The sequence below is a fragment of the Enterococcus sp. DIV2453a genome (genome assembly GCF_050533535.1).
GTDB lineage: Bacteria > Bacillota > Bacilli > Lactobacillales > Enterococcaceae > Enterococcus > Enterococcus faecalis.
Genome location: NZ_CP172899.1, coordinates 2,567,738 through 2,579,944 on the forward strand (window position 1 = coordinate 2,567,738; position 12,207 = coordinate 2,579,944).

13 protein-coding genes are annotated in these 12,207 nt (G+C 35.0%); all 13 read right to left on the reverse strand.

Annotated features, from left to right (window positions below; genetic code table 11):
* Positions 1-20 precede the first annotated feature (20 nt).
* Positions 21-713 (reverse strand): ribonuclease III, encoded by a 693-nt coding sequence (gene rnc, locus IGK03_RS12430; protein ID WP_002354946.1) that lies wholly within the window; start codon positions 711-713, stop codon positions 21-23.
* A 254-nt stretch (positions 714-967) separates the two neighbouring features.
* A complete protein-coding gene (locus tag IGK03_RS12435) occupies positions 968-1,486 on the reverse strand; it encodes a transporter accessory protein (protein ID WP_010776174.1) in 519 nt (172 codons plus the stop codon).
* A gap of 352 nt (positions 1,487-1,838) precedes the next feature.
* Positions 1,839-2,105 carry a hypothetical protein gene (locus IGK03_RS12440; RefSeq protein ID WP_002368441.1) on the reverse strand — a complete coding sequence of 89 codons (267 nt, stop codon included), beginning with the start codon at positions 2,103-2,105 and terminating at the stop codon, positions 1,839-1,841.
* A complete protein-coding gene (locus IGK03_RS12445) occupies positions 2,092-3,450 on the reverse strand; it encodes a hypothetical protein (protein ID WP_002406483.1) in 1,359 nt (452 codons plus the stop codon). The genes IGK03_RS12440 and IGK03_RS12445 overlap by 14 nt, the downstream gene beginning before the upstream one ends.
* Positions 3,395-4,177, reverse strand: a complete 783-nt coding sequence (locus tag IGK03_RS12450; RefSeq protein WP_002378963.1) for an ATP-binding cassette domain-containing protein — start codon at positions 4,175-4,177, stop codon at positions 3,395-3,397. Before IGK03_RS12450 ends, IGK03_RS12445 begins: the two co-directional genes overlap by 56 nt.
* Positions 4,174-4,395 (reverse strand): hypothetical protein, encoded by a 222-nt coding sequence (locus tag IGK03_RS12455; RefSeq protein WP_002368444.1) that lies wholly within the window; start codon positions 4,393-4,395, stop codon positions 4,174-4,176. Before IGK03_RS12455 ends, IGK03_RS12450 begins: the two co-directional genes overlap by 4 nt.
* A gap of 376 nt (positions 4,396-4,771) precedes the next feature.
* Entirely contained in the window at positions 4,772-6,553 is a 1,782-nt protein-coding gene (gene opp2A, locus IGK03_RS12460) for an oligopeptide ABC transporter substrate-binding protein Opp2A (protein WP_430602365.1), read from the reverse strand.
* Positions 6,554-6,581: 28 nt separating this feature from the next.
* Entirely contained in the window at positions 6,582-7,505 is a 924-nt protein-coding gene (opp2C, locus tag IGK03_RS12465; protein ID WP_002365358.1) for an oligopeptide ABC transporter permease Opp2C, read from the reverse strand.
* A 27-nt stretch (positions 7,506-7,532) separates the two neighbouring features.
* A complete protein-coding gene (opp2B, locus tag IGK03_RS12470; protein ID WP_002354943.1) occupies positions 7,533-8,495 on the reverse strand; it encodes an oligopeptide ABC transporter permease Opp2B in 963 nt (320 codons plus the stop codon).
* Positions 8,495-9,439 (reverse strand): oligopeptide ABC transporter ATP-binding protein Opp2F, encoded by a 945-nt coding sequence (gene opp2F, locus IGK03_RS12475; RefSeq protein ID WP_002354942.1) that lies wholly within the window; start codon positions 9,437-9,439, stop codon positions 8,495-8,497. The genes opp2B and opp2F overlap by 1 nt, the downstream gene beginning before the upstream one ends.
* Entirely contained in the window at positions 9,439-10,479 is a 1,041-nt protein-coding gene (opp2D, locus tag IGK03_RS12480) for an oligopeptide ABC transporter ATP-binding protein Opp2D (RefSeq protein ID WP_002365359.1), read from the reverse strand. Before opp2D ends, opp2F begins: the two co-directional genes overlap by 1 nt.
* Positions 10,480-10,742: 263 nt before the next feature.
* A complete protein-coding gene (gene acpP / locus IGK03_RS12485; RefSeq protein ID WP_002354939.1) occupies positions 10,743-10,982 on the reverse strand; it encodes an acyl carrier protein in 240 nt (79 codons plus the stop codon).
* Between the two features lie 136 nt (positions 10,983-11,118).
* On the reverse strand, positions 11,119-12,120 hold the full coding sequence (gene plsX, locus IGK03_RS12490; protein WP_002354938.1) for a phosphate acyltransferase PlsX: 1,002 nt from the start codon (positions 12,118-12,120) through the stop codon (positions 11,119-11,121).
* Between the last annotated feature and the right edge of the window lie 87 nt (positions 12,121-12,207).

The window sequence follows — 12,207 nt, forward strand, 5'->3', positions numbered from 1 at the left end:
GAATATTGCTCCTTCCAGCCTTACTGAGGAATACTTTTCAGTGCCCGCTCAGCGGCATCCTGTTCAGCTAACTTCTTCGATTTTCCTTGGCCTAACCCAATGAGTTCACCATTCATGTAAACTTCAGTGAAAAAGGTGCGGTCATGAGCAGGGCCTTCTTCTTTAATTAAGCGATATTCAATTGAAACATCGCCTTTGCGTTGTAAAACTTCTTGTAATTGTGTTTTGTGATCCATCTCATGTGAAAAAGCACCGGCATCAATTTTCGGAAAAATAACGTCTTCAATAAATTTCTTGGCTGCGCCAACTTTTTGGTCTAAGTAGAGGGCACCTAAGAAGGCTTCAAATAAGTCACATAATAATGATGCACGTGTTCGTCCGCCCGATGCTTCTTCTCCTTTACCTAATAAAATGTAGTTGTCGAAGTGACATTCTTTCGCAAATTTGGCTAAACTATCTTCCCGAACGATGGCTGCGCGCATCTTCGTTAATTTTCCTTCTGGAAGTTCTGGGAATTTTAAATACAAATATTGTGAAACAATTAATTCTAAAACTGCATCTCCTAAAAATTCAAGACGTTCATTATCGGATAATTTTAAATAGCGATGCTCATTCACATAGGATGAATGAGTAAAAGCTTGCTCTAATAGATTGACATCATGGAAAACAATGCCGTAACGTTCTTTTAACTCTGTTGTTAACTGATTGTCCATTCTCCACATTCCTTTACATTTATTTACACCTTGTTTCATTATACTTTTTTTTTCACTTTTTTTAAATGGTTCTATTCAGAAAAAGCCTGTTATTCACTGTGTTCTCATTATTTTTTAGAAAAAAAAAAATAAATCACCTCTCCAGCTATCAAATCAGCCACTGCTACCCCATAAAAAAAGAGAAAACGTAGCAACGTTTTCTCGGAATTTTTTGAATAAACGTACCAGCAAGAGACAATAAAAAAAGGATTCAGTTATTCACTTTCACTAAATATTAACATCTCATTTAAAGATTGGGATAATTCTTCTTTTTGTCGTCTTTTTAATTTTGTTTTAGTCGCATCATGATTCTTTACTGTGCCTATATGAACCTGCACCTCTTTCTTATTATTTATAGCAACAATAAAAGGTACAGAAAGCGACTCATCCCCAGTATATTTTTGATAAAATTTTTGTAATAATTCATCATCATTTTCTGTATAGTCATCATCACGAGTATTTACAGCATAAGCATTCATACTTTCCTTCTCTAATTCTTTATCTAGTATTGGTAATAATTCTAGACACCAAGGACAAGTCGGAAAGCCAAAATAATAAATTCCTTGTTGTCTGTTCACCAGATTTTCCATTATTTTTGAAGTATCAGTATGTACAAACTGTTTTGTCTCGTCATTATATGATACATACTTATTTTGATTAAACGCTAAGTAATAACCAAAAACAAATATAATCAAACTAACAAGAAAAATAATGAACACTTTTCTTTTTTTCATTTATTTCTCCTCCTAAAAATTTGAAAAATTGAAAGCAAAATTATTTCTCCATCTGCAGTAAACGGTAAGAGATTAAAAATATTACTAATACAAGATACTTTTAAAATCACAGTATAATAATTTAATGGCAAAATTATTCCTACTATAACCAAGAAAAGCGGAGATATCGCTGAAATCAATAAATTATCTAGAGGATTATTTCTGTTCGTATACACCACTTTAAATGGGTATAGACCAACTCTCTTTATATAAGCATTGTATTTGAAGAATTTGGCTAAAATAAAATGTAACCACTCATGTACAAGTAACACGACATATATTGACAACACATACAATATTGATAACTTAATAATCATATTTTCTTTTTTCCAAATAACCCAGTCAAAATATAGACAACTAACAATAACAACAAATAGAGTACTAATACCTTAATTGTCAAACCAAAAGTAGTTGAAATTTCATGTTTACTTATACGATTATCAATCGTAATTCCTAATAAGGTAGTGACTTTCGTTGATTCTGTGCGACTGGTATGGAATAGCTCCCATAATGTTTCGATCACAAGAACTAACAAATAGATAACTGTTATACTTCCTAAATATTTACTATTCTTTTTCATTTCTCACCTTCTTAATTACTAACAAATGCAAGAGTACTAAAACAATTAGAATCAACCAACCAAAAGAGCGATTTGTCAATAAACTAACTAGAACAAATACAATAAATAATAACAATAATGAAGTCGTTTCATTTAAACTTCCTTGTGATTTTGGAAATACATATCCCAAAATTATAGCTACTAATGATAACGACAACGCTGTAATTAGTTGAGCTAACTCCCCAAATCCCCAAAAACAAAGCAGTAACAATGGCATTGCCAACATTATCACTAGCAATAGTTGACTCAACCATTCATTTCTAATTTTTATTCTCAATAAATCGTATTGTTTTCTGAAATCAGCAGTAATATCTCCATAGCTTAATAATAAAACGCCTGAAAAGGCCATAACAGTTGTCAAAATGAATAACATTGTTCTTAAACCACTTTGGAAAAAAATAACCAACATAACAACTGTAGTAAAACTAATAAAATACCAATTCGCTTTATAACGAAATATAACTTTATTTAAGAATGGAATGTATATATATTTTGAATGTTGAGACATTTGATTTTCAAGAATACTAATTAGTCTTAATAGACCTATACTAATAAGCATTAAACATACCACTATTAGAAAAAAAGTGATAGGAATCATATAGGAGATACTCCACAATTGGTTTGCTAGAAATAATTCTAAACCATAACGAAAATCAAAAAAATAAAAAGTAGCAAAAATCATTAATAAACTATCACCTATCACTTTGAGACTATTGATTTGTTTCACTCTTCGTTTCAAAAAGAATGTAAACAAACAATGTATAAACTCAATCACCCCAATTACCACTAGGTAAAAAAGATGCTGAACAATAAAAAAAATGACATATTCAATAGGAACAGTCGTCACAAGTTTAATAGCTGGCGTAGAAATGATCATAACTAATTCATAAAGCAATATCATAATTACAAATTTGAATAGCATAAAAGATAAGCTGATGTCTTTCTTTCTAAAAGGCAATGTTTTCACAAAAAATAAGGAGTTTTTATCTAATGCAACAGTATTATCAACTAAAATATATGCTATTATACCTAAAACAAATGTATTACTAAAATAACTATAAAAAGTTATTTTTCGACCTTGTTCTATCAAAATATGACTAATTTTTTCTGAATCTGGTACAATTCTAGCTAATTCACTCATATTATAAAAAAAGTATGCAAAATAGATAAAAAATACACACACACCTATTACGATGCGAGTACTCTTTTTTGACAAAATAGAGTGCTTGAGCAAACCTCGTAAAGCATTATCAATAAATAACTCGATTAATAGGATGATATCCTTTGATGTATTTAATTTTTTCATGAATTTTCTCCGTACTTATCACTTCTTTTTCTAAATTCTCTGACGCCCCTAAAAATGGAGTTAAATTGCCATTGGACATCAATAAAATATTCTCTGAAAACCTTTCAATAATTAATTTATTATGAGAAATAATCACTATCCCTACTTCTCTAGATAAATTTTCAAACAGCTCTAACGTAAGCAATGTTGTCTCAAAGTCAAGTCCATTAAATATTTCATCACCTAATATATAATCAGTGTTAGCTAGTGCTGCTGCAACTATTTGTATTTTTTTCTTCATACCAAATGAGTACGATTCTATTAAATTAGTTCCAGCAAATTTTAAATCAAATAGTTCTAAAAAATCATCTATCCGTTCTATATCACTACAGCGATATCTTGATAAAACAAAGTTTAAGTACTCTTTACCCGTCATATAATTAGGTAGATAAAATTCCGATGGTATATAGAATATACATTCTTTAAACTTTTCAGAATCATTAGAATAGCTCTCAATAAATACCTTTCCAGACGTTGCATCTTTCAATCCTACAATACAATCTAATAAAGTAGTTTTCCCACTTCCATTTATACCTACAATCACACTAACTCGGTTTTTAGGCAATGAGATAGTTATATTATCTAAAACTTTCCTATCAAATTTTTTTGTTAAATTTTCAATTCTTATCATAAGTTTCTTAACAAGAAGCCTCCATAAAATAGAGGCTCCTTCCTCCTTAAATATCAACGTTTACAATTGAAGGTAACGTGTACCAAGTCGGGAACACCAATTTTAATACTCCCAGCAAATGTTCCACCTACCCAACTACAGTAAACTGCATAACCAATACAGCCAATCACTGAAAGTAATATTACAACTGCCCAAACCCATTTTACAGTTATTTCTTGTGAATATTTTGATTGCAACGCAAGCAAATAATTCTCCATATAAAGTGGCATATCCATTCACTCCTTTCTTTAAATATAAGTTTTAGTTATAAACAATACCAAACACACCTTCAAAAACTAACTAAAACTTAATCTAATTGTAACTTATCGTTCTTTATACGTAAAGGTAGTATTATATATATAATAAAAAAAATAACATTTCATAACAAATATGTAGATATACACACTAAATAAAATAAAAAAACAGAACCTCCCATCAAAAACCATACTGCATAAAAAACAATTCATCTATAACAAAAAAATAACGCATACATATAAATTGTAATTGCTTAAAGTAACAAAAATTTTCACATAAAATAAGATGGCCTAAGAAACTATCCTATCCAAAAAAACAGATTCTAGAAGAGCTTTATGTCTTCTAGAATCTGTTTTTTTATTTCCGTGAGTCTGCAGTGACACCCACCGTTGCCCATGGATTATCTTTCGTATCAACTGCCCAAGTAAAGTCAACTACACGGTCGTTGACAGGCAAGACTTCATTTCTGTAAAGCGTTGGGATTACAAACGCTTCATCAATGGCATACTCTTGCCAATCGTAGAAGGCTTTTTTACGTTTTTCTTCATCAAATGATGCTTTTGAATCGATCGCATCAAGTAATTTAGTATTTTCTTCTGACTCAAAACGTGTGTAGTTAAAGGCTGAGTTTGGACCATATAAGCCGGTTGGTGAAGGATCTGAACCTGTGCCCCACGCACCTTGATAGATATCTACTTCTGGGTCATCATTTTTCAATTTATCATAGAAGGCTTGGAAATCAATTAAGCGTCCTGTTGTATACGTTACGTTTAAGCCAATTTCTTTCCATTGTTGGACATAGTAATCAGCAAGTGGTTGTGCAGTTTCGCCGCCTGACATTGAAGCAAACTTGATTTCTAGTGGTTTGCCTTCTTTGTCTTCGCGAATGCCATCGCCGTCTACGTCTTTATAGCCAGCATCATCTAATAATTTTTTCGCTTTGTCTAAATCAAGCGTATAGCCTTTCGCTTCGCTATCATGCAAGCTCTTGAAGACTGGTGGAATTAACGTTGTTGCCCCTGTTCGTAAGCCGTTGTAGAATTTTTGGCCGACTGCATCATTGTCAATTGCATAGCCCATGGCTTGACGTAAGCTTTTATCTGCCATTTTAGCTTTTGGATTGTATTTCACTGTATTTGTTTCTTTGTCAAACGTACCCATTTTAAAGCCAATATACGTGTAGGCTTGTTCGGGACGTCCTAAGATTTGATACCCTTCAGTATCTTTGTATGTTGGATACGTATCTGTTGGCATTGATAATGCAATATCGTATTGTTTCGCTTTCATCGCTTCTACAATGCTCGCAGAAGGAACAGATTTGAACACTAATTTATCTAATTTAGGTTTGCCACCGTAGTAATACTCATTTGGTAGGTATTCAACAGATTCACCTGTCACAATATTACTCATGTAGTATGGTCCAATAGTTACAGGGTTTTTACGAACTGCATCGCTTGATTCCATGTCTTTAACAGCAATTCCTTCAAAGGCATGTTTTGGTAAAACTGAACCCCAAACACCGCCACCTAATTGTTGCATTCCTGGGTGAACTTCTTTGTAAGTAATTTTAACTTCTTTATCATTGACTTTTTCTATGCCAGAAATGGTTGGCGATTTACCATCATGGTAGTCTTCCATACCAACAATATTCGTAAAGTTATCATCATAACGAATCCCTGTATAGTCTTTATGACCAATGACTTCATAAGAGAAAATCACGTCATCTGCCGTCACATCTTTACCGTCAGACCATTTTAAATTGTCACGTAATTTAATGGTTGCTGTATTGGCATCTTCATCTAATTTCAGATCCGCAGGACCCCCATCGACAATCTTAAAGTCTGCATCATTGTTAAATAATGGCTGTACCGTTGGAAGCATGTATTGTGCATCATAGTTGTCTTGATAAAATTCTTGCTGGAAAAGTCCTTGGAATTGTGTATCCATAACTACAGCGACATCTAATGTCCCGCCATCAATTGCTTTTTTATCATTTTTAACAGCGATTGGCATTTTTGAAATGTCTTCTGTTTCCGTTGCTTTATTGCCCCCGCCTTTATTGCCGCCACCACATGCAGCTAACCCGATTACTAACACAGAAGCTAACGTGATTGCACCTAAAATCCGTTTCTTGTTCATCTCTTTTCCTCCCTCATTTTTTGGCTAATTAGCCTAATCGTTGTCGTGCATCTGCTGAGCGCTTAAATGCTTGTCCAACATAGTTTATACTTAACATCAAGACTAAAATTAGAATTGATGCAGGTAACCAAACCCATTGTTTATTGACTAATACATCCCCACTGCTGGCGTAGCCAATTAAGGTTCCTAAACTTGGGACACTTTGTGGTAACCCGAAGCCTAAGAAAGTTAACGTTGTTTCGATCCCGATATTGGCCGCGAAATTAATCGTTAAGTTCGTAATAATTAATGAACTTAAATTCGGCATAATTTCTCGAAACATAATTTTAAAATCGCTTGTTCCCATTGTCTTAGAGGCACTAACGTAATCTCGGCGCCCTTCAGATAACGTTTTACTGCGGAACAACCGCGCTTTTCCAACCCAATAAAACGCACACATAATCCAAATAAAGGACCAGATACTATATTTAGGAATCACGGAAACGAACACAATAATAATTAACATAATTGGCAAAATCATAATAAAATCCACGATACGCATCAAAATATTATCAATCATGCCTCCATAATAACCGGAAATAATCCCTAAACCGACCCCGATAATAGACGTAATAATCGTAATGGCAAAACCGATTAAAATCGAGTTCCTAGCCCCGATAATCAATTGTCCTAAAACATCACGACCACCTTCATCGGCACCTAAAATGAACTTGGTGCCATTCATTGTAACGGTACCTGGTTCCGCATATTTATCTAAAATACTTACATGCATAACGGCACTTTGGTCTAACACTAACGAACCGATAAAAACGGCTAATAAGATAATGACCAAAAGGATTAAAGAAAACATCGCCATTTTTTCTTTGACGAATTCTCGCGCAATCATCCGAAAGCCCATTGGTGGAATACTTTCTTGTAAGACTTCTTCTCTTTTTTCTTCTGTCAATTCCATTTTTATCACCCTTTCTTCGTGTTTTTTCTACTGAATTCGAATTCTTGGATCAACAATACTCATTACAATATCAGAAATTAATGTTCCGATAAGGGTTGCCAATCCCAAAATCAACACGAGAGCGGTAATAACGGAATAGTCACGTTGAATGATACTATCAATAAATAATTTTCCAATTCCTGGGAAAGCAAAAATCTTTTCAATAACGACTGATCCGGCAATCAGAGCAGTAATTTCATAACCTAATTGAGAGGCAATTGGTAATGCTGCATTTCTAAAAATGTGTCGATTAAAAATTTTATTCGTTGGCACTCCTTTTGAACGAGCAGTACGAACAAAGTCCATGTTTTTAACATCAATCACTTCACTGCGCAAATATTGAATAGTGACCGCTGTCCCTAGCAACGCTTGAGTGACCCCTGGTAAAATTAAATGCTTCAGTTTATCTAAATAATACGGCCACGTTCCCTCAGCCAAACCAACAGTCACGGTTCCACTCGTTGGGAACCAGTCTAAGCGATACCCAAAAATAAAGAGCATAATCAAGGCAAAGATGAATAATGGTACGGCAAAACTGAAGAAGTTGTAGATAACCACCATTTTGTCAAACCATGAATTTTGGTAACGGCCAGCAATTAAACCGAAAGGAATGGCGATTAAATACGTGATTATAACTGACACAGCGGCCAATGCAATCGTATTCCCCACCCGACCAGCAATGAGCGTGGACACAGGTAATTTAAAGATAAAACTATGCCCAAAATCTCCATGTAAGGCATTGCCAATCCAACGGAAATATTGTTCGTACCAAGGATCATTTAATCCGGCAGCTTCGCGCATGGCTTCAATCACTTTCGGGTCTTGGTTCGGATTAATCAATCCTGTAAACGGATCACCTGGCATCATTTTAGCCAACAGGAAAATCAAGACACTTAAAATAATCACTTGCGGAATCATCAATAACAAACGGCGTAAAATTGTTTTCCACATTATTCAGCACCTCCATTTTTTAACGCTACTTGGTGGGTTGGACTAATCGCATGTAAGTTATAAACCCGCCCATTTTCATCATAATAGTCTTTATGATTTTCCCGATACTCTTGCTCAACTCTTCTTCGTTCTTCTTTGTGAGCTTCTCGGTTCGCTACGTCAATTTTAGGAATTGCTGAAAGTAAGCGTTTGGTATAAATGTGTTGTGGATTAGTGTAAATATCTTGGCGTGTACCGATTTCTACAAAACGGCCTTTGTACATAATGGCAATGTTGTCACACATATGTTTAACTACGCCCAAATCATGGGAAATAAATAAGTAACTTAACCCATATTCCTGTTGAATGTTTTTCATAAAATTCAATACCTGTGCTTGCACAGATAAGTCCAGTGCTGAAACAGGTTCATCTGCAATAATTAATTTGGGGCTGGTAGCCACCGCTCGGGCGACGCCTAAACGTTGGCGTTGTCCACCAGAAAATTCATGAGGATATTTGTACAACGCATCTTCTGGCATCCCCACAATATCCAACAAACTTTTGACTTTTTTCTTTTCTTCTTGGTCACTTAACCGTTCAAAATTTCGAATTGGTTCGGCGATAATATCTAGTACTCGTTTTTTAGGGTTTAAACTTGACATCGAATCTTGGAAAATCATTTGGACATCTTTGTTGTATCCAATCGCTTTTCGACTTCGCGGCTTGGTTACATCTTGTCCTTGATAAATAATTTCACCATTTGTAATTTTTTCTAAACCAATAATTGCTTTTCCTGTCGTTGATTTTCCAGAACCCGACTCACCAACTAACCCATATGTTTTACCTTGTTCAATCATGAAATCCACACCATCAACCGCCAAAACATGATCAGTGATTCGATTGAAGAAGCCGCTGCGAATTGGATAATGAACTTTTAAATCTTTAATTTGAATAATTTCTGTCATTACGCTTCCCCTTCCCCGTCTCTAAAATGAAAATGTTTATAACATGTACAACGAACAAAATGATTCGGTGCAACTTCATGTAATGTTGGATTTTCTTCATGTTCCGATGCATCAATCCAAGGAATTCGTGGGGCAAACCGACAACCTTTTCTAGGTAATTTGGTTAACGAAGGAACAATCCCTTCAATCACATGAAGTTCTTCTTCATCGGAATTCTCTTGGGGAATGGACTGAAGTAAGGAACGTGTATATGGATGTTTCGGATGACTAAACAATTCTTCAGCAGTGGCTACTTCTACAAACTGACCCGCATACATAACCGCTACACGATCAGCCATTTCCGCAACTACACCTAAGTCATGGGTAATTAAAATAATGCCGCTCCCTGTTTCTTCTTGTAAATCTTTTAACAAATCGAGAATTTGTGCCTGAATGGTAACGTCTAAGGCCGTTGTGGGTTCATCTGCAATTAAAATCGGTGGTTTACACGCGATTGCAATGGCAATAATCACCCGTTGGCGCATGCCGCCAGACAATTCATGAGGATACTGTTTCCCGACACGCTCTGGGTTGGGAATCCCCACTTGATCTAACAGTTCAATGGCCCGTGCTTGTTTTTGTTGTGCAGTCATTTTGGTATGATACGTGAGACTTTCTTTAATTTGGTCTTCAATTCGCATGAGCGGATTCAGTGCAGACAACGGATCTTGGAAAATCATCCCAATATCGTTTCCTCTGACTTTGTTGTACAATGTTTCATTAAACGTAGTTAAGTTTAAATTGTTGTATAAAATTTCCCCAGTAATTTTGGTATGATTGGGATCATGTAAGCCCATAATCGTTGTTGCTAAGGTACTTTTTCCACAACCAGATTCTCCGACGATTGCCAGAATCTCATTTTTCTTCAATTCAAATGAAACATCATCGACGGCATTATAATAATCATCTTTGATTCTAAATGCTGTTTCTAATCCTGAAACCTCTAGTAATTGTTCATTTCCTTGCATCCATACGCACCCCTTACGTCCTTTCAAAAACATTATATAAATTAACTAATATTTAATGATAGCACTTTCTAATTTTTATCAATGTTAATTTACAGCTCATTGTTTTTTCATAATTTTATAGAATTATTCCATAAAAAGCAAGATAAAATAACTTTTTTCGCAGTTATTTTTTTACATGTATGATTTTTTTTACAAAAATATGTGTAAAAATAGCCTTATTGCTTAATAAAATAACCATTATGTACGCAAAAAAAGTCGATTAACAGGAATGTTAATCGACTTTGTCTTATTATTTTTTATGAATTACTCACAATATAATCTACAGCGGCACCAACTGTTTCAATTTTTTCTGCATCTTCATCTGAAATCTCTGTTCCAAATTCATCTTCAAGTTCTAAAACAAACTCCATTACGCTAATTGAGTCAGCGTTCAAATCATCTTTAATGTTTAATTGATCTGTTACTTGATCCGCTTCAATATCAAAGTGGTTTGAGATAATCTTCGCTACTTTTTGAAGTACTTCTTCACGAGTCAACTGTATTCACCTCCACTGCTTTTGAAAAAAGGTTCTTTCTTTTACTAAAACGCTAAGATACATTGTACTCACAATTTGGCTATTTGTCCATCTTTTTTTCATTTGAGTAACAAACTGATGTCAAGACAATTGCAAATTACTCTGCTTTGCCTTCATAATATTCCACTAATTGTGGGACAACTTGGGTTTCTAACATTGTATGAATTTGACGAATGGTGTAGCGGACGGCATCAGGACCCGTGGCCCCATGCGTTTTAATGACTGGCGCTTTTAAGCCAAATAAAACCGCCCCCCCATGTTTTGAGTAGTCCATTTCGTCTTTCATGCCACGCAACGCATTCTTTAATAATAAGGCGCCCATTTTTCCTTTGACACCTTCAGAAAGAATCGCTGTTTTCAGCAAGCTCATCATGTTCATAGCTGTGCCTTCGATGGATTTTAAAACGGCATTTCCTGTGAAGCCATCTGTCACCACCACGTCAGCTACGCCATTTAATAATTCTCGTGCTTCAACGTTTCCGACAAAATTAATCGTTTCATCTGCTGCTAACAATTCGAAGGCTTTTTTCGTTAATTCACTGCCCTTTGTTTCCTCAGTTCCGTTATTTAATAGACCGACACGAGGATTCTGAACGTTCCGAACTTTTTCAGCATAGAATGAACCTAAAACGGCATACTGAACCAAATGTTCTGGTTTATTGTCTGCATTGGCTCCTAAATCTAACATGTCAAACCCTTTGTCTGGTTCTCCCATGACAGGTAAAGTTGACATCAAACCGGGACGTTCCACATTTTTGATGCGCCCGACAATGAACAGACCCGCTGCTAATAGCGCTCCGGTGTTGCCTGCAGAAAAAATCGCATCGGCTTCCCCATTTTTAACTGCTTGCGCTGCTAAAACCATGGAAGCAGTTTTCTTACGACGGATTGCTTTAACTGGCTCATCGTCACTAGCAATTTTTTCATCGGTATGAATAATCGTAATGTTTTTTTCATCGGTGATGTATTTTTTTATTTCGGCTTCTTTTCCATATAATTGAAATTCAATGTCTGGGAAGTCTTGTTTGGCTAGCATAACCCCTTCAACAATTGCTTGTGGGGCGTTATCTCCACCCATTGCATCTACAGCAATTTTCATGAGTGATTCCCTCCTACTTTTTTGTTTCCTAACAAGTATAACATATTTTTTTCAAAGAAATACGCATTGGCTTTTACTTTCTGGCTT

What these genes read in the sequence shown, in the direction of transcription:
- opp2F (WP_002354942.1), bottom strand. Translation starts at nt 9,439, where the DNA reads ATGACAGAAATTATTCAAATTAAAGATTTAAAAGTTCATTATCCAATT.
- IGK03_RS12445 (WP_002406483.1), bottom strand. Translation starts at nt 3,450, where the DNA reads ATGAAAAAATTAAATACATCAAAGGATATCATCCTATTAATCGAGTTA.
- IGK03_RS12455 (WP_002368444.1), bottom strand. Translation starts at nt 4,395, where the DNA reads ATGGATATGCCACTTTATATGGAGAATTATTTGCTTGCGTTGCAATCA.
- rnc (WP_002354946.1), bottom strand. Translation starts at nt 713, where the DNA reads ATGGACAATCAGTTAACAACAGAGTTAAAAGAACGTTACGGCATTGTT.
- plsX (WP_002354938.1), bottom strand. Translation starts at nt 12,120, where the DNA reads ATGAAAATTGCTGTAGATGCAATGGGTGGAGATAACGCCCCACAAGCA.
- opp2B (WP_002354943.1), bottom strand. Translation starts at nt 8,495, where the DNA reads ATGTGGAAAACAATTTTACGCCGTTTGTTATTGATGATTCCGCAAGTG.
- IGK03_RS12435 (WP_010776174.1), bottom strand. Translation starts at nt 1,486, where the DNA reads ATGAAAAAAAGAAAAGTGTTCATTATTTTTCTTGTTAGTTTGATTATA.
- opp2D (WP_002365359.1), bottom strand. Translation starts at nt 10,479, where the DNA reads ATGTTTTTGAAAGGACGTAAGGGGTGCGTATGGATGCAAGGAAATGAA.
- opp2A (WP_430602365.1), bottom strand. Translation starts at nt 6,553, where the DNA reads ATGAACAAGAAACGGATTTTAGGTGCAATCACGTTAGCTTCTGTGTTA.
- opp2C (WP_002365358.1), bottom strand. Translation starts at nt 7,505, where the DNA reads ATGGAATTGACAGAAGAAAAAAGAGAAGAAGTCTTACAAGAAAGTATT.
- IGK03_RS12440 (WP_002368441.1), bottom strand. Translation starts at nt 2,105, where the DNA reads ATGAAAAAGAATAGTAAATATTTAGGAAGTATAACAGTTATCTATTTG.